Here is a 25,385-nt window from a genome sequence, read left to right as displayed (position 1 = left end):
GCCATGAAACTCACCACAGCACAGCCCGCACGCCATCCGCAGCCGACTACGAAGGCGTTGTCGCTTGCCTACCTGATGTTCGATCGGCCCGATCTTGAACAGGCCGAGCGGTTCCTCAACGACTTTGGTCTCGTGACGGTTCAGCGCGACGAGGCGACATTGCTCTTGCGCGGAACGGGTGCGGCGCCGTTCTGCTATGTCGTGCGCAAGGCGCCAAAGGCGGCGTTTGCGGGCTTCGGGTTGCAGGTCGCCGGCCGTGCAGCGTTGGATGCCTTGGCGAAACTGCCTGGGGCATCGACCGTGGAGCCGTCGGCGTGGCCGGGCGGCGGCTATCGCGTGCGTCTCGTCGATCCGTCCGGGTTCCGGGTCGATGCCATTGCTGGTCAGGCGCCCACAGCCGAGTTGCCGCACCGCGCACCGTTGCCGCTCAACTCAGCGGATGCCCCATTGCGCATCAACGAAACCCAGCGACCACCCGTGGGTGCGCCGGAGGTGATCCGCCTCGGGCATGTCGTGTTGGAGCTTGCCGATTTTCAGGCGACGTGCGCTTGGTACACGCAGCACTTCGGGTTCATTCCAAGCGACGTCCAGGTGCTGCCGGATGGCTCGCCTGCGGTTGCCTTCATGCGGCTGGATCTGGGCGACACGCCGGCCGATCACCACACGCTCGCGCTCGCTCAGGGTTTTGTGTCGAAGTACAGCCACAGCGCCTTTGAGCTGATCGATGCCGATGCCGTCGGCATGGGGCATCGCATGCTGCGTGAGCAGGGGTGGAAGCACGCCTGGGGGCTGGGCCGGCACATCCTCGGCAGCCAGATCTTCGACTACTGGCAAGACCCTTGGGGCGACAAGCACGAGCACTACTGCGACGGTGACCTGTTCACCGCAGATCAACCCACCGGCATCCACCCGGTCAGCCGCGAGGCCATGTCGCAGTGGGGCCAGTCGATGCCCGTCACGTTCACCAAGCCGAAGCTGACACCGGCCGCCATTGCGGCGCTCATCCGCAACCTGCGCCGCAGCCCAGACCTGACGTTTCGCAAGCTGGTCACGCTGGCCCGGCTCTTTGCCTGAGGCAGCGCAAAAGCCGTCTTCCGTCATCCATCCAACACATCTTTTGCCATGCCCATCAATATCGTTCGCTTTGAATACCAGGGTCAGACTCAATGGGGCGTGATCCGGGATACACGCATTACGCCCGTGCCAGGTACCTATGCCACGACGGGCGACTTCGTCCGCAATACAACGCTGGCCGAGCTTGCCGCGCTGGACGGCGAAACGCTCGAGGTGTCCGCCGTGAAGCTGCTGTCTCCGGTCACGCGCAACCAGCAGTTCATCTGCCAGGGCGCCAACTACCGGCAACACATGATCGAGTCCGGCATGGACCCGGACGTGAAGACGTACAACATGATCTTCACTAAGGCATCGAGCTGCATCGTCCCGGCGGACAGCGACGTGATCAAACCGAAGCGTGTGCAGTTTCTCGATTACGAGATCGAGCTTGGGTTGGTGCTTCGCAAGCCCATCCACGGCGCGGTCGATGTGACTGAAGACACCCTGCACGAGTACGTGGCCGGCGCCGTGATCGTGAACGACTATTCCGCGCGCGACGTCCAGATCCCGCAGATGCAGTTCTACAAGGGCAAGTCGTTCCGCACATTCGGGCCGGTGGGCCCGTGGCTGACACTGTTGGAGCCGCGCGATTTCGCGGCGCTCAGGAGCCTGCAATTGAAGCTGACCGTCAACGACAAGCTCCGGCAGAACGACACGACAGCCAATCTCGTCTACGGCCCGGCCGAGACGCTGACCGAGCTGTCTCGCGTGCACGACCTGGAGCCGGGCGATTTGCTGGCCACGGGCACGCCTGCGGGTTGCGCGTTGTCCGTGCCGTCGCCGACCAAGCAGAAGATGGCCGCGATGCTGCCGGAGAAGGCGAAGTGGGAGATGTTCCTGAAAGTGCAGGCTGCGCGCCCTCAATACCTGAAGCCAGGCGACGTGGTGGAAGCACGGATCCACTCGTCCGATGGACGAATCGATCTGGGCGTGCAGCGTAACCGCATCGTTGCTGAGGAGTGAGCGCCATGTCCGGTTTTTCCAGCCTGCAGGACGTGGAAGCTGCGGAGGAGTACGGTCTTCCGCCCGATCTTCCGCAAAGCACGTACGAGATGATCTGTCGTGGCGCCAGCCTGAATCCGGAGGCGCCGGCATTGAGCTTCTTCTTGAGCGTCGATCATCACCGCACCCCGCAGACGTGGAGCTACGCGGAGCTTCTTGCGCGCATCACGCAGACGGCCAATTTCTTCGACAGCATCGGCGTCAAGAAAGACAGCGTAATTGCGTTTGTGCTGCCTAACCTTCCGGAAACGCATTTCGTGATCTGGGGTGGGCAGGCGGCGGGCATCGTTGCGGCATTCAATCCGCTGCTCGAAGGGCCTGCGCTCGCCGAACTGCTCAATGCCGCGGGGGCATCGGTGCTGGTCACGCTGGCACCGTTTCCGGGCACCGATACCTGGGCCAAGCTGCAACCGCACCTGCCTGCCATCAAGAGCCTGCAGCACCTGGTGCTGGTGAACCTGGCTGACCGCGTGCACGGCGCGATGCAGTGTGCGGCGCAAGTGCAAAAGAACGAAGCGCTGAGGCTGCTGGGTCCGCAGGGCGTGCATGGCGCTGTTCCGATGTCGGTCCGCATCCACGATTTCAACAGCGCGGTGCAGGCACAAAATGCGGACGGTTTGAACAGCCGGCGGCGCATTGCTGCGCAAGATGCGTCTTCGTACTTCTGTACGGGCGGCACCACCGGCTTGCCGAAGATCGCGATGCGCACCCACGGCAATGAAGTGGCAAATGCGTGGAGCACGGCGCAGGTGCTGGGCGGCGGAATCGGCCCCGGAAAGGTGGTGTTTTGCGGCTTGCCGTTGTTCCACGTCAATGGGGTTCTGGTGACCGGGCTGCTGCCGTTTTCCAAGGGCGCGCATGTCGTACTTGGCACGCCACAGGGCTATCGCGGCGAGGGCGTGATCCAGCGCTTCTGGGAGATCGTCGAGCACCATCGCGTGAACTTCTTCAGCGGCGTGCCAACGCTCTACGCCTCGCTGCTTCAGGTGCCCGTTGGCGAGCGGGATGTGCGGTCGCTCGAATACGGCCTATGCGGTGCTGCGCCGATGCCCATCGAAGTGTTCCGCCGCTTTCAGGAACAGACGGGTATCAAGATTCTCGAGGGCTATGGGCTGACCGAAGCGACGTGTGTGAGCAGCGTCAACCCGCCGCTGGGCGAGCGCCGTCTTGGCTCCATCGGCCTGCGCGTGCCCACGCAGCAGATGAAGGCCGTTGTGTTGGGCGAGGGCGGTGAGTACCTGCGGGATTGCGTCGCAGAGGAAGTCGGCGTGCTTTTGGTGTCAGGGCCGAATGTCTTTGCGGGTTACCGCCAGGCGGAGCAGAACGAGGGGCTCTGGGTCGACACGGGGGACGGCCGGCGCTGGCTCAACACAGGTGACCTCACTCGGCAGGATGAACAAGGCTACTTCTGGCTCACAGGCCGCAAGAAGGAGCTGATCATCCGGGGCGGCCACAACATCGATCCGCTCACCATCGAAGCGCCGCTGCATCGTCACCCGGCAGTGCACATTGCCGCCGCCGTCGGGCGTCCGGATGTGCATGCGGGCGAGCTGCCGGTTGCGTACGTGCAGTTGCGTGCCGGTGCCTCGGTCACCGAAGCCGATTTGCTGGCCTTCTTGAAGGTCGAGATTGCCGAACGCGCGGCGCTGCCCCGGCAGGTCAACTTCATTGAAGCGATGCCCCTGACTGCCGTGGGCAAGATCTTCAAGCCCGCACTGAAGCACCGTGAAACGCGTGAAGCCCTGTCTGCGGCACTGAGCGATGCAGGTATCGCGTTTGATGCGCTGGATGTGGCCGAAGACAAGTCCAGAGGCCTCGTTGCGTCGGTCAAGCTCGACGCATCGGCATCGATTGCTGCCGCGCGTGAAGTGCTTGGCCGCTTCCCCTTTCCCTTTTCCGTCAATTGAAGCGCGGGTGAGCCGAGCGTTCTGACGCACCCGATCGAAGGAGGAATTCCTCGCCTGCCCACCACCGCGTGAGCGGGCGAAGTGCCCCGCGCCGCATGGCGGCGCATTCCTGCAGTTGCAGTTCCTACATTAAAAAAACGGAGACAACATGAAGACCACACGCGCGGCAATGCTCTTGTCGATCGCGATGACCTCGCTCGCCCATGCACAGTCAGCAGGGCAGTGGGTCGTCAACGCAGGCTGGGTGCATCTCGCCCCTCAAGATTCCAGCCAACCGCTGACGGTGAATGCGCTCGGCCAATCCACCGTGGTGCCCGGCAGCGGTTCGACGCTGGCCAATGCCAATACCTTTGCGCTCACCACGCGGTATTTCGTCACGGACCATGTGGCGCTCGAAACCGTGCTCGGCATTCCACCCAAGCTGCACCTGAACGGGACCGGATCGCTGGCATCCGTCGGGGAGATGGGCACGGCACGGGCATGGAGTCCGGCCGCGCAAGTGCAATACCACTTTGGCGAGCCGACCGCGCGTGTCAGACCCTATCTCGGCGCTGGGCTTGCGTACGTCTGGTTTCGGGACATCGAATTGAGCCGACCGTTGGCAACCGGGCAGATTCTCGCCTCGCCAACCACCGGCTCCATGTTGGTCGGCCCGACCACGGCATCGCTGAGCAAGTCATGGGCGCCGATCGTCAATGCAGGCCTGACGTACAACATCGACGCCCATTGGTCGATTGGTGCGTCGGTGTCGTACATGTGGCTATCCACCACGGCGACGCTGACGACGCAGGCGCCGGTTGGCACCGTGACAACGACATCGAAGGTGCGGATCAACCCGTTGGCGAGCTTTCTGTCGGTGGGCTATCAGTTCTAGCTGGGGGCGATGCGTTCCGCATACTGGCCTGTCGAGTGGCTTTGGACGTTGAGCCGCGCTACCTCGACAGGGCCAGAGAACGGATGCTTTGCGCCTGCAGTGGTGGCGTGTAAGGTATGGATTCGTCTTGGATACGGCGACCACTCGGATGCCTTTTGGCGCACTTGAAGACGTTTCCGGATGTGCTGCCACACCGCGTTTCAAGGTTGCCTCCGGTTTGCGAGCAGAGCTTGGGGCCGTGAAAAAGCGCCCCCCTTTGGCACGATGGTCGTCCTGCGGGCGGCGTAAGGTAAACACTTCCCTACCTGTAGGGGGCAGAACGCTTTGCGAATCTGCGGTGATATGTGGTCCTCTGGTGATGGCGTGCCTCGCGTTGAATCTCAACGACTGACAACGGGGTCCTAGAAGTGCGCGTTGCCAGCGGAACAGCGAGGTCGGCCCAGCCTCGTGAGATTGAAGCGTGCTCCCGGCCGTGGTGAACTGGACCGGCGGAGCCCAACGCGCCAGCAAAACATCTCGCGCGAGCGGAATCGAGAACAACAATACGGATGGCGCCTTCCACCCATGACACGCGATTTGCGCGCCACGCACGCTAACTCCCGCCGCGAGATGCTCAAGGTTGTCATCGCGACGTCGCTGGTCACGTGTCTTGAGCTGTTCGACTTCACGGTGTTCAGCTACTTCGCGGTGATGATCGGAGACCAGTTCTTTCCGGCCACGGATCCGATGACGTCGCTGTTGCTGGCAGTCGGCACGTTTGGTGTGGGCTTCTTCATGCGGCCGCTGGGCGCCATGGTGATTGGCGCTTACGCCGACCGGGTCGGCCGCCGAGCCGCCATGACGATCACCATCTGGCTGACCGCAGCCGGCACGGCCGCGATTGCCCTATGTCCGCCATTTGCCGTCATTGGCTTGGCGGCGCCGGTCATCATCATCGTGGGTCGTTTGCTGCAAGGCTTCGCTGCGGGCGGCGAGGTGGGGGCGGCAGTGACTTTCGCGATGGAAGCCGCGCCACCGCCACAACGCGGAATGCTGGTCAGTTCGCAATATGCCAGTCAGGCTGCGGCCGCATTGCTCGGGGCAGTGTTCGGCATGCTGCTGACCGGCACGCTGTCGCCGGCAAGCCTGACGCAGTGGGGTTGGCGCATCCCTTTCCTGGTCGGGCTGTCGATCGTGCCGGCGGGCCTATACATGCGTCGTCGGCTGGTCGATGGCCCGGTGCGTGGCGCCTCCGATCGCAGCACGTCCATCCCGTTCGTCGAACTGTGCCGGGAGCACGGCGGCACGCTGGTGCTGGCCACATTGGGGAAAATCTGGAGCACGGTACCGGTCTACGCGGTCATTACGTATATGCCCAGCTACGTGACGCGGGTGTTGCACATGCCGCCCATCATCGGGTTCATGTCGTCGACGTTATCGACGTTGCTGCTGGTGGTGGTATCGCCGCTGTCCGGCCTGCTGGCAGACCGATTGCCGCGCCGCAAGCCAATGGTGCTCATCACAGCGGGCACGACGGCGGTTCTGGTGTACCCCGTCTTCGCGATGATGACGCTTACACAGAGCCCGCTTGCCGTCGTGCTCGGGTCTGCGGTGATCAGCGTCTTGCTGGCGCTTGGCACCAGTATCGGCGCGTTGCTTGTTCTTGAAGCGTTTCCGGCGCGGGTACGTGCCAGCGGCTTTGCAATTTCGCATGCCCTGGGTATCACGCTGTTTGGCGGCACCGCGCAATTCATCATCACCGGGCTGATCAAGTGGACCGGTGACCCGGTATCCGCTGCCTGGTACGTGGCGCCCGCATGCCTGGTGAGCTTTGTTGCCGTGCTCGCGTTCAAGGAGCACCACGCAGTCGCCTGAAACCACAGGCCTGAACCCGCTGCTTATGCGGCGAGTGCAATCGGCTCGTTGCGCAAAGCCTGTGGCCGCGCGTCAGACGTTTTGCTGGACTGCGCCCGGAAGTCTTGCGGTGCAATGTCGTATGCACGGCGGAACGCCCGCGTGAAATCGGACGAACTCTTGAAGCCCAGCCCGAACGCAATGTCTGTCACGGTCCGGTTGGGGTGCCGAACCAGTTCGTCTGCCGCCTCGCGCAGACGCAGGTGGCGGATGTAGGCACCGAGGCCGCCCTCGTGCTGAAACAGGCGATACAGCGTCTGGCGAGGCAGTTGTAGCGCCTGCAGCACGCTCTCTGGCGAAAGGTCTTCCTGACGCAGATGGGCTTGAATGTAGCGCCGCACGCGGCCGAACATGGCAGCCCGCGCCGCTGCGCGCGCATTGCCGCTCAATTGGGCTTGCTTGCCGAACGCGGAGACCATGAGTTGCGTGCCCGCGAGAATGGCATTGCCCGCCGCGTGCGCGCTCATGCCTGCAATGCCCTGGCCGAGTGCGGTCACATGTTCGACGATCAACTGGGTGAGCGGTGTCGTGTTCGCGATCAAGCGACCGTGGATGGCTTCGGGGTCGGGAAAGGTCTCTCCGACCAGTGCGCCCGGCACAAAGATGGTGGCGACCCGGCAAGCGCTGCGCTGCATGCGTACAGGCTGGCCCAAGTGCAGTGCAAGGATGCTGCCGGCAGCCGGCGTGTTGTTGCGCGACGAAGACGAACGCACGGCGACATCCGTGACACCACCCTCCAGAAACACGTGGAAGGCGTAGTTGCGGATCGGGTCGGTCGAGATGCGCGCGAGTGAACGGTCCAGCACCGCCGCATCGGACCGGCAATCGGTGAACGACAGATCGTCGACCTTGTAGCAATCGATGGCCGCGTGAAACGGCCTCTCAAGATCGGCGCGCGACGGCAGGACATCGATGATGTGGCCGACCCGCTCTCGCCACGCCAGCAGCGGCGGCAGATGCGTTTGGGCTCGCACGTCGAAGTGGCTGTGAACGATGGTGGATTCACCCGGCGAGCGAGCGTCGGCCGTGAACGTGCGCTGTTCCATGCAAGAGAGTTCCGCCCCGTGAGTATTTTGTGGTGCTGCTTTTATATACGGCTTCTTATGGTCGGAACTGTATCGAAGAAACAGCGCGAAGCGCGGCGCCCCCCACCACAGGGTGAGGCACGGGACCAACACTTCGCAGCGCGTGGCGGCACCTAACGGCGCGGCCTCAGCGCTGCCTCGATCAGCCCGGTGACCTCTTCTAAAGCACGATCGCGTGGTAAGCCGTGGTAGCGCCCCGCAATGGTGCGTGCCGCGTCACGGTATCTTGGATTGCCCAAGAGGTCGTGGAGCACCGCGCGGAATCCGGTCTCCACATACGCTGGCAGGATGCCGAGACCCGCGCCCATGGCGGCTATCCGCTCGGTGACCATCAGCTGCTCGATATGCTGCGGCAGCAACAGCATCGGCACGCCGGCCAGCAAGCAGTTCAACGCCGTGCCGTGGCCCGCGTGGGTGATGGCGAGGGTGCAGCCGGGCAGCAAGGGGAGCAGCCGTATGGGCTGCCGATAGAGCCGCAGGCCGCGGTGCCGGCTTGCCGTCTCCTCGCGGAGGTCGGGGATGACCGCAATCACTTCGGCGCCGGAGGCTTCCAGCGCGGTCAGCACGGCATCCAGCCAGGGCTGCGCTTGCAGATACGCGAAGACGTGCGGCTTATCGGGTTGCTGCCATGGCACGATTTCGCCCGTGCCAGGCTCGGGCACCGGGCCCAGAAAGAGGGTGCCGGGCGGCCGCAGAGGCGCGTAGTGGTCCAGCTCCGGCAGCGTCAATAGCCGGGTGTGATCGGCGGCGAGTAACGTCGTGAGCGGTTGTGATGAATCGAACAACGCCTGGATGTTGTGCTCGACCGCGGCCTGCGTTTGCGCGCGTGCTTCGGCGTCGTTCGCTTCCCATGGGCGGAAACACGGGGCCGGAGAGAGCGTGGGCGGGATGGTAAAGCCGGTGCCGACCTGGACAGTGCCGATGCCCGCGCGCTTGGCGGCCAAGAGCGCAAGCGGTGCGTGATCGATCACGACGAGATCCGGTTGGAGCGCGGCATACAGATGCTGCCAGGCGTGCACCATGCCCCCCAGCAGATCGGGCTGCGTGGCGCCATAGGTGGCGAGGATGTCGGCGTAGGTCGCAATCTCGCGGCCCAGCGCTGTGACGTTTGTCGGCGTTGGGCAGGCAAACCAGCGGATGCCGTGAGGCGCCAGATAGCGCTGGGCCGAGGCCATCGATTTCAACCCGAACATCACCTCGTGGCCACGCGCTTGCAGCGCCAGGGCAATCGGCAGCAGGCGCCACAGATGCCCGTGGTTCTCACCCAGCTCCCATGCAAAAACGATTCGGCTCATGCACGGTCCTGGTGCGCGGTGTGGTCAGCCCGATGGCGCATGCGAAGCATTCCTGGGTGCGGCGGGTGGTGTTGAGGTAGCGCAGGGATCTTATAGAAATTTCCTCTTCGCGCGGAACTTTCCAAAAACTGAGACGCACGGTCAAGACGGCCCCAAAAAACATCGCCACTATCGGGCCCGACACACATGTGTCAGCAGTCCGGGGGGAGTCGGTAGCGGCTCAGGGCTGTCGGTCAAACGCTCGCTTGCGGCATTCGGTGCCGCATCAAAACAGAGCCAGCCGGCAGGTTTGCCTGATCCAAGAACGTAGCTTGCAGAGGCGCGCAGAACATAACAGCGCCATTTGCCGGGAACGTACCGGATTGCGAAACGGGGAAGTCGTTCGACGCAAGCAAACCGCGCGGTGTTGAGGCTCGGGGGAAGCCGACAGGCAGACCTTGAGCCTCAACACGTGTGCCGGGGCGCCGCTCGGAATGGCCCTTCAACCGCCTATCTCAGGTACAAAAACAATGGCTCAACGCAATCAGCTTCCTAAACAGAGCACCTTGACGCTGGCAATCGCGGCAGCGCTGTCCAGCATGGTTCCGGCCATCGCTGCGGCCGATACGACTGTCAGCACCGCGCTCACCACCCAGCAGTTCTGGAGCAATGGCAACTACACGGTGACCAGCACTGGAACCATCGCCACTTCCAACACGGCGCTGATGACCCAGGGCACCGTCGGCACGCTCTCCAATAGCGGCACGATCACCGGGCGCTATTTCGGGATCGGCTCTTACGGCGGCTCAATCGATACGCTGAACAACGCGGCCGGCGGCATCATCGGTGCTATTGGCCACGCGGGGCCCAACGGTGCGAATGGCGCCGTGATGCCGGGGCCGTTCCCAGTGTTCCTCCCCGCCATGGCAGGGGGTGCGGGCGACAGAGTGTTTGGCATGGAGGCAAGCAGCATCACCACGCTGAACAACAATGGCGCGATCACTGGCATTGGTGGCAACGGCGGTAACGGCGGCGCGGGCTTCGGGGGCATGTCGGGAGGCGCTGGCGGCGCTGGCGGCAACGGCGTTGGCCTGCTCAACCCCGCGTTGATCACCGCGCTGAACAACGGCGGCACCATCCTTGGCCAGGGTGGCAACGGTGGCGCTGGCGGCGCCGGCAGCGTGGCCGGAACCCAGGGTCAAGGCGGCAACGGCATCGGCATTCAGAACCAAGGGACCATCGTCTCGCTCAGCAACACCGGCACCATCAGCGGATTCGGTGGCAGCGGCTCGGGCAGCATTGTGGGCTCTGGTATCACCAACGGCGGCGCGATCACCACGCTGAATAACGCTGCGAGCGGCACCATCCAAGGTAGCGTCGCAGGTATCAACAACCTAGGCGGGATCCAGACGCTGAGCAACAGCGGCACCATCCTTGGCCTGCCTTCGGGTACTGGTCCGCAGAATGCCGGCGTTTTCAATGGCAGCTCGATCGGCACGCTCACCAATAGCGGCAGCATCAGCGGTGGCGGCGTCGGTATCACCAACCAGGGAACGATCAACTCGCTGACCAACAGCGGCGTGATCAGCGGCCGCGTTCCAGGCCTCTACAACACCAGCACGATCGGCACGCTGGTCAACCGCGGAACGATCAGCGGCGGCACCGTGGGCACGATGCCCTTTGTGGCCGGCATTCTCAACCTCGGAACGATCGGCGCGCTGGATAACAGCGGCACCATCACCGGCGCTGGCAGTGCCATCAACAGCACCGGGTCGATCGGCCCGATCACCAATTCAGGCGTGATCGCCGGCAACATTACGAACGGGGCCACTCAAGCCCTGACCATCAATGGCGGAACGGGCACGACGTTCGGCACGCTGACCGGCTTTGGCGGAACGATCGGCACCATTGTCAGCCCCAACGCGGGCGTTGTATTCGGCGCGGGCAACCTGGTGCTGAACGACAACATTGGGGTCGCGGCGCCCCCCCTTAATCTGGCCAGCGTTCGCATTGCCTCTGCTGCCCCGTCCCCCACCGGCGCGGTGGCGGTGAGCAACACGGGCGCTGTCCTGCAAGTCAACAACCCGATCACCATTGCCGGCACCTACAGCCAGAGTGCGGCCGGTACGCTGCAGATTGGCGTGAACACCGGTGCGGTTGCCAACGGCGCCCTGACGGGCGACAGCGGCTATGGCCGACTGATTGTGTCGGGCGCAGTGAACATCGCTGCGGGCTCGGCCGTTTCGTTTGCGCAGGTCAACCCGTATCCGTTTGCGGCCGGCCAGCGTTATGTGATCGTCGATGCGTCGAGCACCGGCACCAACTACAACGAAGGCACGCTGCGGTATGGGATTCGCGGCTATAACAGCGTCCTGACCGGCGCCAACGTTACGGCCAACGGCCGCAGCGATCTGGTGGTAACCGTGGTTAGCGCAGATCTGATCCCGACCACGAGCCCCACGCCAGCACCCACCCCGGCACCGGCTCCCGCGCCTGCACCGGTCCCCAGCCCGGCGACCGTACCGAACGCCCTAGCGGCGCTCACGGGTCTGTCGCAGTACACGGGCATCAGCGATCCGGGCCTGCTGAACCTGTACAACGCCTCGATGGCGCTGAACCTAGGCGGCAGCGACGCCGCCAACCACGCCGGCAAGCAGTTGAACCCGGTGTCGCAGGGCTCGACTGCCCAGGCTGCACTGGCACCGACGCTGGATGTGCTCAACATCATCTCCACGCATGCCGACAATGTGCGCCTTGCCCAGGCCGGTGGCCTGAGCGGTGTCTCGACCGGTGAAGCCGGTCCGGCATGGGGCGTGTGGGGCCAGGCATTTGGCGGCCACGCACATCAGGGCCAGCGCGATCAGGTGGACGGCTACAGCGCCAACTTCGGCGGCTTGCTGTTCGGCGTCGATCACGCGGTCAGCGATGCATGGCGTGCAGGCGGTGTGTTCAGCTACAGCAACGCCAAGATCAGCAACACGGGCGACACCGACGGCAACTCGACGCGGGTGAACTCGTTCGGCCTGATGGGCTACGCCAGCTACACGGGCAGCCCGTGGTACGCAAACCTGTCGGCAGGTGCCGTGCAGCAGCACTACGACACCACCCGCGCTGTCACCTTTGCCGGTTTCTCGGGCAATGCCGACGGCAGCTTCAGCGGCACGCAGTATGTCGCCCGCGCGGAAGCCGGCTATCCGTTTGCGACCGCCGTTGCCACGGTCACGCCGCTGGCAAGCCTGACGTATGGCTACCTGCGCCAGAACGGCTATACCGAGTCGGGCGGCAATGGTGCAGCGCTGTCGGTGGGCGCGTCGCACACCACGTCGGTCACCAGCGACCTTGGCGTGAAGTTCTCGCGCGAGCTCGCAACCTCGTACGGCACCCTCGTGCCGGAACTGCAGGTGGCATGGCGCCATGAGTACAACAACACGCGCGTGCAGACGCAAGCCAGCTTTGCGGCAGACCCGACGGGCCAGACCAGCTTCACGTCGCTGGGTGCCAGCCCGGTGACGGATTTGGCGGTGCTCTCTGCCGGTGTGAAGTTGCTGCGTGCGAACAATCTGAGCATCAGCGCGCGCTACTCGCTGCAAGTGGGTAGCGGATACGTGTCACATGCCGGCAGCCTGCAACTGCGTCAGCTGTTCTAACGTTCTAGCAACTTGAAGTGATGGACCGATGAGCGCGCCTCCCGAAAGGGAGAGCGCGCTTATTGCTTGATGGGGAGGGGAGAGGCACGCCCCCCTCTAAGTTTCTCGCGATGGATGCACGTCCCATTCGACTTGCTGCTGGAGTCCATGATCCAAGGAGAAGATCGGTCGGGCTAACCGAGCAGAGGTTTGTTCGGAATCTGTGGGGCAGCGCTCATGGATGTCCGTTCGCGGCCAGAAGCGGTGGCTTGACACTGCGCCATGGACCATCGCCCCGACGCCGTTCTCCGGGCCCAGTTTCGGGCACTAAGCGCTCGGAGAGAATGTGAGCGTATGTGATCTACTATCCATATTTCTGAGCTAATCAATCAGCCGTGGCATTTCTCCGTGTTTCCCCTTGTTTACAGGGGGGCTTGAGGTGCTTATCGTGCCGGACATGGTATCGATTCCACAAAAACGCATCACGATTCGGGACATTGCCGCCTTGGCGGGGGTGTCGACATCGACTGTGTCGCGCGTGCTCAACAACTCCGGCTACGTGAAGGTCGAGGTGCGGGAGCGAATCGAAGCGGTCATTTCGGAAACACATTACACGCCGTCAGAACTGGCAAAGCAGTTGAAGTCGCATCGGTCGGGGCTCATCGGGGTCATCATCCCGAAGATCAACTCGTATACGACAAGCGAGATCGTGGCGGGCATTTCATCGACGCTGGAGCCGCTGGGATACCAGATGCTGCTGGCGAACACCGCGAATTCGGTTGCCGAAGAGGAGGCCGCCTACGATTTGTTTCGCAGGCAGCGGGTCGCGGGCGTGCTGCACTCGGCAACGACCGTGAATGACAACCTCATTAGCGCGATCCGGGAAGCGGGTCTGCCGGTGGTCATGATTGGTCAGGATGCCAGCCATCTGGGTGTGACGAGCGTGATCCAGAACGAGCGCGCAGCGGCGCGCCAATTGACCGAGCATCTGCTCAGCCGCGGACACTCGCGGATCGGCTTGGTGACGGTGGGCGAAGAGGACATCCAGGTCGGCGGAGAAAGAACGGCTGGCTACGTTGAAGCATTGCGGGCGCGTGGTTTGGCGGTCGATCCGGCGCTGATCGTGCGCGCGAGTTTCCGGGCTGGCGCGGGCGAGGAGGCCGCTGAACAGCTGCTACGCGCCACGGGCAGCGCACGGTGTACGGCGATCCTGGCGGTGACCGATCGCTTGGCGGTTGGGGTGATGGCGTGCCTGCATGACCACGGCATTCGCGTGCCCGACGAAATGGCGGTGGCCGGCATGGGAGACAGCGACATGGCCTGGATGGTGCGGCCGGCATTGTCGACCGTGCACTATGACTACGCCGGGACAGGAGCGGAGGCCGCTCGCCTGATGTTGGCCATTCGGGAGTCTAAGGATGGAGCTACGTCGCGCACAGTGATGCCTTATCGGCTGGCACTGCGTCGCAGTACGTGACAGTTAGTACGGACACGGACGTCGCAACGGAGTGATGTAGCAAACGAAGCACAAGTAATCGTCAAAGATTTCAATGTGGTATCGATACCATATGGCATCGATACCATACCCAAAGGATTGAGGAGAATATGACGGAAAGTGACACCGCAAAAGCGCTGCTGCCCCTCGTTGGCGGCCCCAAAAACATCGCTCGGCTGGCCCATTGCGCGACCCGCCTGCGGCTCGTCGTACACGATGAGTCGAAGGTTGATCATGCTGCGATTGGTGCGCTCGATCTCGTCAAGGGGTCGTTCAGCGGAGCGGGGCAGGTGCAGATCATCATCGGCCCGGGGATCGTCAACCACGTCCATGACGCGATGCAGGCGCAGCTCGGCGATTCCGGCAATTCGGCCGCCGGCTCGCTGGACGACGTGAAGGAAGAGGCGGTCTCGCGGCAGAACGCGGCACAGAGGCTGGCGCGCACGCTGTCGAACATCTTCGTGCCGATCATTCCCGTGATCGTGGCATCCGGCCTGCTGATGGGGCTGCTGGGCATGCTCAAGAGCCTGGGCTGGACGAGCGGCAATAGCGCCGTGTTCCAGATCCTGGATGTGTTCTCCAGCACCGCGTTCGTGTTCCTGCCGATCCTGATCGCGTTTTCGGCGGCCCGCGATTTCAAGGTCTCGCCATTTCTGGCCGCAGCGCTGGCCGGAATCATGATCCACCCCGCGTTGCAAAACGCATGGACGCTCGGCGGCGGTGTCCACGAATACTGGAACCTGTTCGGCCTGCAGGTCGCGAAGGTCGGTTATCAAGGCACCGTGCTGCCGATTCTGCTTGCCGTTTGGATGATGTCTTGGATCGAGCGCGGCGTGAAGCGCTTCATGCCGAATGCGGTCGATCTGATCTTCACCCCGTTCTTGACGCTGCTGATCTCGGGCGCGATTGCGCTGACCGTGGTGGGCCCCATCGGGCGCGCGCTCGGCGATGGGTTGTCGTTCGGCCTGCAAGCGATTTACCACACGGGTGGCGAGCTGGCCGGCCTGGTGTTCGGCGGCCTCTATTCGTTGATCGTCGTCACGGGCATCCACCACAGCTTCCACGCCATTGAAGCGGGGCTGCTCGCCAATCCCGCTATCGGCGTCAATTTTCTGCTGCCGATCTGGTCGATGGCAAACATTGCGCAGGGCGGCTCGGCGCTGGCCGTGTTCTTCATGTCCCGTGACGAGAAGACCCGGCAGATTGCGCTGCCGGCGGCATTGTCCTGCCTGATGGGCATTACCGAAGCGGCGTTGTTTGGTGTGAACCTGCGGTTCTTCTGGCCGTTCGTCTCTGCGGCGGTCGGCGGTGCCGTAGCGGGCGGCTGGGTGGTGGCCACGCATGTCGGCATGACGGGCATCGGCCTGACCGGTTTGCCGGGGCTGGCCATCGTGCGGCCTGACAGCCTGCTCAACTATCTGATTGGCGGTGTGATTGCGTTCTCGGTTGCGTTTGCCGGCACCTGGTTGCGCGCTCTCAAGGTCAAGACGCCGTATGGGGAGGCCACGGGTGTCTGACCTGAGCGCGCTGGACGTGATTGTCGATTCGTGGCGGCAGACGTTTCATCTGTGCCCCCCACATGGCCTGATCAACGACCCCAATGGGTTGATCTTCTGGCAGGGGGCCTACCACGTCTTCTACCAGTGGAACCCGAGCGGCTGCGATCACCAGAACAAGCATTGGGCGCATGTGCGCAGCACGGACCTGCTGCACTGGGAGTGGCTTCCCTTCGCCCTGGCGCCCGATCGGCCCTACGACGCGCAGGGCTGCTATTCGGGCTGTGCGATGGACGTCGATGGCCAACTGTTTCTGATGTACACGGGCAACGTGCGCGATGCAGTGGGCGGCCGTTCGAGTTACCAGTGCCTTGCTCGTTCGCGCGATGGCGTGCGTTTCGAGAAGCTTGGCCCAGTCATTGATGGCGCGCCTGAGGGCTACACCGGCCATTTCCGTGATCCGAAGGTCTGGCGGGAGGGCCAAGCGTGGTACGCCGTCATTGGGGCGCAGCGCGACGATCTGGCCGGAACGGTGGTGCTTGCGAAAAGCCCGGACCTAGTTGCGTGGGAACTGATTGGCGAGCTGATCGAGCCAGCACCGTTTTGCTACATGGTCGAATGTCCCGACCTGTTCAGACTGGACGAGCGCGCGGTGCTGATCTGCTGCCAGCAAACGGCAGAGGTCCGTGCCGATGGCATCCGCCGCGCAGACACAGCCGGCTATCTGGTGGGCGAGGTCGACTTGGCGGCCGGCCGCCTCGCGCATACGGGCTTCCGTCCGCTTGACCGTGGCTTCGACTTCTACGCGCCACAGACGCTGCTCGACGCTAGCGGCCGCCGGCTGCTGATTGGTTGGATGGGGCTGCCGACGCAGCCGGAGACCCCCACCGTTGCATCCGGCTGGACGCATTGTTTGACGATGCCGCGCGAGTTGACCCTGGAAGACGGCCGTCTGCTGCAACGGCCATTGCGCGAACTCGCGCGCTTGCGCGGCGAGGTGATCCGGATGCCCGATACCGCGCTGCAAGCGGGGGCAGCCGTTTCGTTGCCGCAGGTGCCCGGTGGAGTGTGGGAGCTGGACGTCTTGATCGATGCGCCCGCTGGCGCCGATTGCGCCGATTGGGTGCTGCACCTGTTCGACAGCAGCGAGCAGTCGCTGCGCTTGGTCTGTGAAGGCAGCCACGGCCGGCTTGCGCTGATCCGCAACTGTCCGGCAGCCGGGCAGTTCGATGAGCGCAAGGATTGCGAAATCGACACCGCCGTCACGCGCGTGCAGGTGTTCGTCGACCGCAGCTCGGTTGAGATTTTTGTCAATGACGGCGCCGAGGTCTTCACCACGCGCTGCTACCCCGCATCCGAGCCGATGCCGCTGCGCTGGGTCACCACGCAACCGCTGATGCTGCGCGATCTCTGTCTATGGCCATTACAGCCGCAGCCCAGGTAGCTGCGGCATTTCCCAACAACTCGAGAACTTCGAGCACAACAAAAAAAAGCAGTGGAAGAGACATGCAATTGAAAGTCAAACTGAAACCCCTGGTGGCGGCAGCTTTGTTCTGTACGGGCGTGCAAGCCATGGCCATGGATCTTGGCGACGGTTGGGAAGTGGTCGGCTATATCCGTGCTGGCGTGGTGTCCGAACACCAGACCGATAAGGGCGGAGCCAACAAATACGCGCTGGGCAACGGCGCAGAGCTCTTCCGTCTGGGCAACGAGGGCGATACCTACGCCGAGCTTGGGCTGAAGAAAACACTCCATCTTGATAGCGGCGTGAGCTGGACCGCCGCCTATACCGGCACCTACTGGAACGGTCTGGCCAACCTGCGGGGCTTGGGTAGCGATGGCGCCTACGCCGCCAAGGAAGCCTATGTCACCACCACCGGCTACGCGTTCTCGCCATCCACCGTGTTCTGGGCGGGCAAGCGCTATGTCGAGCGCGAAGATGTGCATATCGTCGACCACTACTTCTATAGCGTTGGGGGACCAACGATCGACCTTGGCGCCGGTGCGAACACTATCCCGGTCGCAGAATCCGCCAAGCTGGGCATCGCGGTGCTACGCAGCCAGCAGCGCTTCAACCCGACCGACGGCAGGAAGGACGCGACCCGCGCCAACGTCGATTTGTACGACATTCCCGTCACCGAAGGCGGCAAGCTGCGCGTGATCGGCTCGATGGTGTTCGGCGGTTTCAAGGGTGGTGACGGGGGCAAGGCCCTGACATTCAAATACGATCAGGCCAACTTCCTGCTGCCGAACGTCACCAACTCAGTTTGGTTGCAGACCAGCACCGGCTATTCTTCGCTCGAAACCGGGTTCGGCCCGCTTAACAGCCCAACCGGCACGCGCAGTGTGCGCTTGGTCGATTCGGTGAATTGGCAGGCTGGCCGCTTTGGCGGTCAGGCGCTGGCGGTCTACCAGCGTAGTAAGGACGAGCAGGGTGGTGGCAGCAGCACCGGCAACTCGTTCGGCGGCCGTCTCTCATACGGTCTGACTCACAACGTCAAGCTGCTGACCGAATGTGGTTGGACGCGCTTGCGTGCCAACGGCGGCCCGCTGCAGCGGCTCGACAAGTACACCGCGGCCATTGCCTTCAGCAAGGGGCCGGAACTCATGACACGCCCCGAACTGCGCTTGTACGCCACGCACGTGGCGTGGAACCAGGCGGCGCTCGACGCCCAGGGCGCAGGATGGGGCGCGTGGTCCGCCGGTCGCCACTCCACCAATATGGTCGGCGCCCAGCTTGAGAGCTGGTGGTGACGCCCAGCGGCCTTGGCCGCCCTCAATTCGCATCCCGTCGTTTCCAATCCTCCGGTTCTAGCGCCGGTTTTCAGGAGCCACCTACATGTTGGCCAAGCAATCCCCAGTGAACGTGCTGGCCCCGTTATCGGGGCGCATTGTCCCCATCGAAGACGTGCCGGACCCGGCGTTCGCCCAGAAGATGGTGGGCGATGGCCTGTCGATCGATCCGGCAACCAATCTCGTGCTGGCGCCGATCGACGGCCTGGTGATCGACTTGCACGCTTCGCGGCACGCTGTCGTGATCGAGGAACCATCGGGCGTTCGGATCATGGTGCACGTCGGCATCGACACCGTCATGCTCGATGGCAAGGGTTTCGACGCGCTGGTCAAGAAGGGCGATACGGTGCGTGTCGGGCAGCCGCTGCTGCGCTTTGATCTCGCGCACGTGGCCGCGAATGCTGCCAGCGTGTTGACAGAGATCGTGGTCGTCAATGGCGAATGCCTCGTGCAGATGGACAAGGCCTCGGGCACCGTCGAAGCGGGCAAGAGCGTGCTGCTCACGCTGCATCTTGCTGTGCAGACCGCGCACGGTATTGCGCTGTCCACGGAGTCCGACGGCGAATGGCTGCATTCGCCGTTCATCGAACTGCCCAACCCGGCGGGCCTGCATGCGCGGCCTGCCGCGACGCTGGCCAAGGCGGCGCGCCAGTTTGCCGCGCGCATCGGTCTGTCGAGCGGTGCCCTCGACGCGGATGCCAAATCGGTGGTCGACATCATGGCATTGGCGACGCGCCAGGGCGATCGAGTGCGCTTGCGCGGATGCGGTGCCGATGCCGCGCAAGCGCTGGAGCAACTGGAGCGCCTGCTGCGCGACGGATGTGGTGAACGTGTCGACCGTGCCCATGTGGGCGGGCTCGCCCATGCCATGCCGCCGGCTGCCGCCATGGCAAATGGCGTGGCAAGCGACACGGCACTGTCCGGCGCGTTCGCTGGCGTTTGCGCGTCGCCAGGGCTTGCGATTGGCCAGATCGTGCAATGGCAGGGTGTCGAATTCGAATTCGATGAATTTGGCGGTGCCTACGACGAAGAGCGCGGCCGTCTGTCCAACGCGCTGCGGATTGCGGGCGAGCAGATCCTGTCGTTGTCGGTTGCCGGCGGCGAAGGTGGTTGCCAGGCCGACATCATGGAAGCGCATCTGGCGCTACTCGAAGATCCGGCATTGACTGAGGCAGCGGAGGCGAGCCTGCGCACGGGCACCAGTGCACCGACCGCGTGGCACCGCGCCTGTCAGTCAGTGGCGCAGCGCTTGGCGCAGCATCCCAGCCCGCAACTTCGCGAACGTTCCACCGACGTGCGCGATATCGGCACGCGTGTGCTGTCTCTGCTGACGGGGGTGCGGCGCGCATCGCCGGTACTGGCCGAGCGATCCATCGTCCTGGCCGACGATCTGACGCCGTCGGACACGGTGTCGCTCGATCGGAGCAAGGTCGCCGGCTTGTGCACGGTGTCGGGCGGACCCACCAGCCACGTGGCCATCATCGCCAGGTCGATGGGGATTCCCGCGATCTGCGGCATGGATCCCGCCGCGCTGTCTCTTGGCGACGGTACGCCTGCAGTACTCGACGGCTCGGCGGGCCTGCTGCGTATCGACCCCGATGCCGAACTGCTGGCCGACGTGACACGCCGCATGGAGGCCGTCGCCGCCCAGCAGCGGGCAAATGCGCAGGTCGCGCATCGGCTTGGCTGCACGCGTGATGGGCATCGCGTGGAGGTGGTCGCCAACGTGCGGGACGCGGCCGACGCGCAAGAGGCCATCGCCTCGGGGGCCGAAGGCGTTGGGTTGCTGCGTTCGGAGTTTCTTTTCGAGGATCGCGTGGATGCGCCCAGCGAGGACGAGCAGGCGGCTGCGTATCAGGCCGTGGCGACCGAGTTGGGAACTGCCCGAAAGCTGATCGTGCGCACACTCGACGTCGGTGGCGACAAGCCGCTGCGCTACCTGCCGCTGCCTAAGGAGGACAACCCGTTCCTCGGCCTGCGCGGCATTCGCGTCAGCCTCGCCTATCCGGATCTGTTCCGCACGCAATTGCACGCGATGCTGCGCGCGGCACCGCACGGTGACCTGCACATCATGTTCCCGATGGTCAGCGATCTGGACGAGGTGCTGGCGGCCAAGCGCATGGTGCGCGAAGCGCAGGCGCGCTATCCGCACCCGGTCAAGATCGGCCTGATGATCGAGGTGCCCGCCGCCGTCGCGATGGCCGAAGCGCTTGCCAAGGAGGTCGACTTCTTCTCGATCGGCACCAATGATCTCGCGCAATACACACTGGCGATCGATCGCGGTCACGCAAAGCTGGCCGCGCAAGTCGATGCGCTGCATCCGGCCGTGCTCAAGATGATCGAACTGACGGTGGCCGGCGCGCATGCCCATGGCAAATGGGTAGGGGTGTGTGGTGCGATGGCCTCCGATCCGGCGGCGACGGCGATTCTGGTGGGGCTTGGCATCGATGAGTTGTCCGTGAGTGTGCCGGCCATCGCTGCGATCAAGGCCGAACTGGCCTCGCTCGATTTCGAAGCTTGCCGGGCGCTGGCGCAGCGCGCGATCAAGCTGGGCAGCGCCGCGCAGGTGCGCCAGGCGATCGCCGCCGGCCAATAACCCTCGATCTCGCCACCATCACGCATCCCGACAATCATGACGACGCACGTACCCTCAAGCCCGGCCGACCAGCCACTCGACATGGTGATCTTCGGCGGGGCAGGCGATTTGTCTGTACGCAAGCTGCTGCCCGCGCTTTACATGGCGCATCTGCACGGCAGCCTGCCCCGGCAAACTCGCATCATCGCGGTGGGGCGCAGTGCGTGGTCGCGTGAGCAATATCTGGCCTTCGTGGAAGAGCTCTCGCGGCCATTTGTCGACGCGCATGCGCTAGATGCCGGCGCCTGGGAGCGGTTTCTTGCGCTGTTGGACTACGCCTGCGTCGATTTTGGTGCGCCAGATGACTACGCGCATCTGGTCGAGAAGACTTGTGGCGACGCGTTGCGCGTGTTCTATCTCGCGACCTCGCCGAATCTGTTCAGCACCATTTGCAGCAACCTGGCGGCATGCGGGCTGGTCGACGGCCACGCGCGTGTCGTGCTGGAGAAGCCGCTGGGCCACGATCTTGCTTCTGCCAAGGCGATCAACGCCTCGGTCGGGCGCCACTTTCCGGAAGAGCGGATTTACCGGATCGACCACTATCTCGGTAAGGAAACGGTGCAGAACCTGATGGTGCTGCGCTTGCGCAATGCGATTTTCGGGACGTTGTGGCAAGCGCCGTACATCAAGAGCGTGCAGATCACGGTTGCGGAATCGGTTGGGGTCGGTAGCCGCGCGGGCTTTTATGACCATACCGGTGCGATGCGCGACATGATTCAGAATCATCTGTTGCAACTGCTGTGCATCGTGGCCATGGAGCCGCCGGTGTCGCTGGATCCCGATGCGGTGCGCGATGAAAAGCTGAAGGTGTTGCGTTCGCTGCGGCCGATGTCCAGGGAGATGATCGCCCGCGACACGGTTCGAGGCCAATACGCAGCCGGCGCGGTGGAAGGCGAGCCGGTCAGGGGATATCTGGATGAAACCGATGTGCCCAACGGCAGCGGTACCGAAACCTTTGTGGCGCTACGCGCGCAGATCAACAACTGGCGCTGGGCGAACGTGCCGTTCTTTCTGCGCACGGGCAAGCGTATGCACCGGCGGCGCTCGGAGATCGTCATCGAGTTTGCGGACATGCCGTTCTCGATTATTCCAAACGGGCCGCACAACAGCGCCAACCGGCTCGTGATCCAGCTTCAGCCGGAAGAGTCGATTCAGTTGCAGATGCTGGCGAAGGAGCCCGGCAGCGGACTGCATGTGCTGCCAGTGAGCCTGAATCTCGATTTGAAGCAGGCGATTGCAGGGCGCCGAGCCGAGGCTTACGAGCGTCTGCTGGTCGATGTGATTCGTGGACGCTTGACGCATTTCATGCGCTGTGACGAACTCGAAGCCGCCTGGACGTGGGTCGAGCCGATCCTCGACGGATGGAAGGCGCTGGGTGACAAGCCGCGCAGCTACACCGCAGGGACCTATGGTCCGGCAGCATCTTCGGCGCTCATGGCGCGCGAAGGCATGCTGTGGGCCGAAGAGGCTTGAGTTTGCAGCGCACGGGCTGCCATTGATCGACTACCTGATGATGACCTGTTTAACCCAGACACCTGCGTGGCGCGCATTGATCGCCCATCGCGATGCGATGACCGATGTATCGATCCGCGATCTGTTCGCGCGCGATGCCGAACGCGCGGCGCGGTTCTCGTTGGAAGCGGCGGGACTCTTCGTCGATTTCTCGAAGCATCCCATCACCGAAGAAACGCGCGATCGGCTTGTGGCGCTTGCGCAGGCCACGGAGGTCGAGGCGCGGCGGGATGCGATGTTCGCGGGCGAGCGGATCAACCGCACTGAGAACCGCCCCGTGCTGCACGTCGCGCTGCGTGATCGATCGGGCAAGCCGCGCTGGGTCGACGGTACGGATGTGACAGCACAAATTGCGGCAGTGCTCGACAAGATGCGCCGCTTCAGCGATGCCGTTCGAGAAGGGGCATGGCGCGGCCATACGGGTCTGCCGGTCACCGACATTGTCAATATCGGCATCGGCGGGTCCGACCTGGGGCCGAAAATGATTTGCGAAGCGCTCAAGCCGTACGCGCATGAACGGCTGTCGATGCACTTCGTATCGAATGTCGACGGCGCGGACATTGCCGAGGTGCTCAATCGGGTCGTACCGGAAACCACGCTGTTCGTGGTCTCATCCAAGTCGTTCACGACGCGCGAAACACTCGTCAATGCCCGTACCGCGCGCGCATGGCTGCTGGCAAGCGGTGCGGCGGAATCGGCGGTTGCGAAGCATTTCGTTGCGGTTTCCACCCATGCGGATGCGGTGGCCGCTTTTGGCATCGACCCAGCGAACATGTTCGAATTTTGGGACTGGGTCGGTGGACGCTATTCGCTATGGTCGGCGATCGGGTTGCCGATTGCGCTCATGGCCGGCATGGACGCGTTCGAGGCGTTGCTCGGTGGCGCTTACGCGATGGACCGACACTTTGCCGAGGCGCCGCTTGCATGCAACCTGCCCGTGTTGCTCGCGCTGATCGGTATCTGGCATCGGAATTTTCGCGGTACGACGAGCCAATTGATCGCGCCGTATGACAATCGGCTGCATCGTTTGCCCGCGTATCTGCAGCAACTCGACATGGAGAGCAATGGCAAGTCGGTCACGCTTGACGGCCAGCGCGTCGGCTATGCGACCGGTCCAGTGATCTGGGGTGAGCCAGGCACCAACGGTCAACACGCGTTCTTCCAGTTGCTGCATCAAGGCACGACTACGATCCCGGCGGACATGATCGTCTGCATGCGGCCGCATCACAGGCACGCTGAGCATCATGACATTCTCGTCGCCAATTGTTTCGCGCAATCTGAAGCCTTGATGAACGGCTGGTGTCGTGCAGATGCGCCGCACCGCAATTTCGACGGTAACCGCCCCACCACCACGATTTGTCTGGACACGCTCGACCCGGCATCGCTTGGCGCGCTGATTGCACTCTACGAGCACAAGGTGTTCGTGCAGGGCGTGGTGTGGGGTATCAACTCCTTTGACCAATGGGGTGTCGAGTTCGGAAAGCGGCTTGCCGTCGTCATCGAAGCGCAGCTTTCCGCGCCTGATGCCGAGCAGTCGCACGACGGTTCCACCAACCAATTGATTGGCCGATACAAGGCGCGGCGCCATCGCCTGACACATGTGAGCACGCAATAAGACGATGAACCTCCCCCGACTGGTCGTATTTGGTGAAGCGCTGACGGATTTCATTCGCGAGGACGCGGGCCACTGGCGCAGCGTTGCAGGCGGCTCATGCTGGAACGTCGCGCGTGTCGCCGCCCGGCTCGGCGTGCCAACCGGTTTTGCCGGCACGGTGAGCCGTGACATGTTGGGTGATGAGCTGATGGCCCTGAGTGCCGAGGCCGGGCTCGACATGCGCTTCATGTGTCAAGTCGACCGCGCGCCGTTGCTGGCGATGGTCGTGTCGAAACAGCCGCCGCAGTATTTTTTTGTTGGCGAGAACAGCGCCGATCTCGCATTCGATCCGACCAACTTGCCAGGCGGCTGGCTTGATGCCGTGGAGATTGTCCATGTTGGTTCGCTCGGGATGGTGCGCGAACCGCTGGCTTCGCGCCTGATCGAGGTCGCGCAGGCCGTGCGCGATGCAGGCAAACGCATTTCGTTTGATCCGAACTTTCGCGCGCCAATGGCCGATTCGTCATACCGTGCGACGCTGCGCCAAATGGCGGGCCTGGCCAACTACATCAAGGTGTCTGACGAAGACCTGCGCGGATTATTTCCTGATCTCGATGAGGCCGCGGCACTCGCGCAGTTGCGTGCGTGGGCGCCCACGGCAGCCGTGCTGGTGACGCGCGGCGCCTTCGGCATGCAACTGCTGCACGGTGATGACGTGTTCGAGCAGCCAGCGTTTCCGGCCGCGGTGGTCGATACCGTCGGCTGTGGCGATGCGAGCGTCGGCGGCTGGATGGCAAGCTTGCTTGCCCGTCCCGACGCATCCGCGATTGAGCATGTGCGCCATGCAGCGGCGTGCGCCGCGGTTGTCTGCGCGCGTCGCGGGGCGTATGCGCCGACAATGGCGGAAGTCTCGGCGCTCGTCGAGCGTCGATAGCGCCTTACCATCACCGGGCCCGATATCTTCCATCGCCCTCGCTACTTCGAAGTTCTCTCCACTAAGAGCCGCTAACAAAACCGCCCTGGCGTCGTTGCGCCTCCCGCAGTGACGGACATTCGGTACGACTTGTCCTGTCTGCGTCGGCACGC

The 25,385-nt window shown here is 63.6% G+C and carries 16 protein-coding genes; 14 read left to right on the top strand and 2 right to left on the bottom strand.

The genetic code is table 11. The features are described 5' to 3' along the window. Positions 1 to 3: 3 nt before the first annotated feature. From ACN9M1_RS23070 to ACN9M1_RS23050, 5 genes are all read left to right on the top strand, one after another. Positions 4 to 1,074: a VOC family protein gene (locus ACN9M1_RS23070; RefSeq protein ID WP_426399168.1), complete on the top strand. Its 1,071-nt coding sequence runs from the start codon at positions 4 to 6 to the stop codon at positions 1,072 to 1,074. Positions 1,075 to 1,122: 48 nt separating this feature from the next. Continuing rightward, positions 1,123 to 2,076 (top strand): fumarylacetoacetate hydrolase family protein, encoded by a 954-nt coding sequence (locus ACN9M1_RS23065; protein ID WP_426399167.1) that lies wholly within the window; start codon positions 1,123 to 1,125, stop codon positions 2,074 to 2,076. Between the two features lie 5 nt (positions 2,077 to 2,081). Next, positions 2,082 to 4,022, top strand: coding sequence for an acyl-CoA synthetase (locus tag ACN9M1_RS23060; RefSeq protein ID WP_426399165.1), 1,941 nt, complete (start codon positions 2,082 to 2,084; stop codon positions 4,020 to 4,022). Between the two features lie 148 nt (positions 4,023 to 4,170). Beyond that, positions 4,171 to 4,896 carry an OmpW/AlkL family protein gene (locus ACN9M1_RS23055; protein WP_426399164.1) on the top strand — a complete coding sequence of 242 codons (726 nt, stop codon included), beginning with the start codon at positions 4,171 to 4,173 and terminating at the stop codon, positions 4,894 to 4,896. A 564-nt stretch (positions 4,897 to 5,460) separates the two neighbouring features. Next, a complete protein-coding gene (locus tag ACN9M1_RS23050) occupies positions 5,461 to 6,750 on the top strand; it encodes an MFS transporter (RefSeq protein WP_426399163.1) in 1,290 nt (429 codons plus the stop codon). Positions 6,751 to 6,773: 23 nt separating this feature from the next. On the opposite strand, the gene ACN9M1_RS23045 is transcribed toward ACN9M1_RS23050, so the two are convergent. Next, a complete protein-coding gene (locus tag ACN9M1_RS23045; protein ID WP_426399162.1) occupies positions 6,774 to 7,835 on the bottom strand; it encodes an AraC family transcriptional regulator in 1,062 nt (353 codons plus the stop codon). Positions 7,836 to 7,987: 152 nt separating this feature from the next. Next, on the bottom strand, positions 7,988 to 9,169 hold the full coding sequence (locus ACN9M1_RS23040) for a glycosyltransferase (protein ID WP_426399161.1): 1,182 nt from the start codon (positions 9,167 to 9,169) through the stop codon (positions 7,988 to 7,990). A 545-nt stretch (positions 9,170 to 9,714) separates the two neighbouring features. On the opposite strand from ACN9M1_RS23040, the gene ACN9M1_RS23035 reads away from it, so the two are divergent. The 9 genes from ACN9M1_RS23035 to ACN9M1_RS22995 all read left to right on the top strand — a co-directional run bounded on the left by ACN9M1_RS23035 (position 9,715) and on the right by ACN9M1_RS22995 (position 25,233). Then, the gene (locus ACN9M1_RS23035; protein WP_426399160.1) at positions 9,715 to 12,795 is read left to right on the top strand and encodes an autotransporter outer membrane beta-barrel domain-containing protein; all 3,081 of its coding nucleotides are present in this window, start codon (positions 9,715 to 9,717) and stop codon (positions 12,793 to 12,795) included. Between the two features lie 436 nt (positions 12,796 to 13,231). Then, complete coding sequence (locus tag ACN9M1_RS23030; protein WP_426400710.1) at positions 13,232 to 14,251, top strand: LacI family DNA-binding transcriptional regulator; 1,020 nt, start codon at positions 13,232 to 13,234, stop codon at positions 14,249 to 14,251. A gap of 128 nt (positions 14,252 to 14,379) precedes the next feature. After that, the gene (locus ACN9M1_RS23025) at positions 14,380 to 15,786 is read left to right on the top strand and encodes a sucrose-specific PTS transporter subunit IIBC (RefSeq protein WP_426399159.1); all 1,407 of its coding nucleotides are present in this window, start codon (positions 14,380 to 14,382) and stop codon (positions 15,784 to 15,786) included. Further along, on the top strand, positions 15,779 to 17,209 hold the full coding sequence (locus tag ACN9M1_RS23020) for a glycoside hydrolase family 32 protein (protein WP_426399158.1): 1,431 nt from the start codon (positions 15,779 to 15,781) through the stop codon (positions 17,207 to 17,209). Before ACN9M1_RS23025 ends, ACN9M1_RS23020 begins: the two co-directional genes overlap by 8 nt. 62 nt (positions 17,210 to 17,271) lie before the next feature. Further along, on the top strand, positions 17,272 to 18,519 hold the full coding sequence (locus ACN9M1_RS23015) for a carbohydrate porin (RefSeq protein WP_426399157.1): 1,248 nt from the start codon (positions 17,272 to 17,274) through the stop codon (positions 18,517 to 18,519). An 85-nt stretch (positions 18,520 to 18,604) separates the two neighbouring features. Further along, a complete protein-coding gene (ptsP, locus tag ACN9M1_RS23010) occupies positions 18,605 to 21,154 on the top strand; it encodes a phosphoenolpyruvate--protein phosphotransferase (RefSeq protein WP_426399156.1) in 2,550 nt (849 codons plus the stop codon). A gap of 36 nt (positions 21,155 to 21,190) precedes the next feature. Continuing rightward, entirely contained in the window at positions 21,191 to 22,666 is a 1,476-nt protein-coding gene (zwf, locus tag ACN9M1_RS23005; RefSeq protein WP_426399155.1) for a glucose-6-phosphate dehydrogenase, read from the top strand. Between the two features lie 37 nt (positions 22,667 to 22,703). After that, a complete protein-coding gene (pgi, locus tag ACN9M1_RS23000; protein WP_426399154.1) occupies positions 22,704 to 24,320 on the top strand; it encodes a glucose-6-phosphate isomerase in 1,617 nt (538 codons plus the stop codon). Between the two features lie 4 nt (positions 24,321 to 24,324). Beyond that, on the top strand, positions 24,325 to 25,233 hold the full coding sequence (locus ACN9M1_RS22995) for a carbohydrate kinase family protein (protein ID WP_426399153.1): 909 nt from the start codon (positions 24,325 to 24,327) through the stop codon (positions 25,231 to 25,233). Positions 25,234 to 25,385 lie beyond the last annotated feature (152 nt).

This window comes from Ralstonia sp. R-29 (assembly GCF_049913345.1).
GTDB lineage: Bacteria > Pseudomonadota > Gammaproteobacteria > Burkholderiales > Burkholderiaceae > Ralstonia.
The sequence above is the reverse complement of the archived record's forward strand: the minus strand, read 5'-3'. Positions and strand labels throughout refer to the sequence as shown.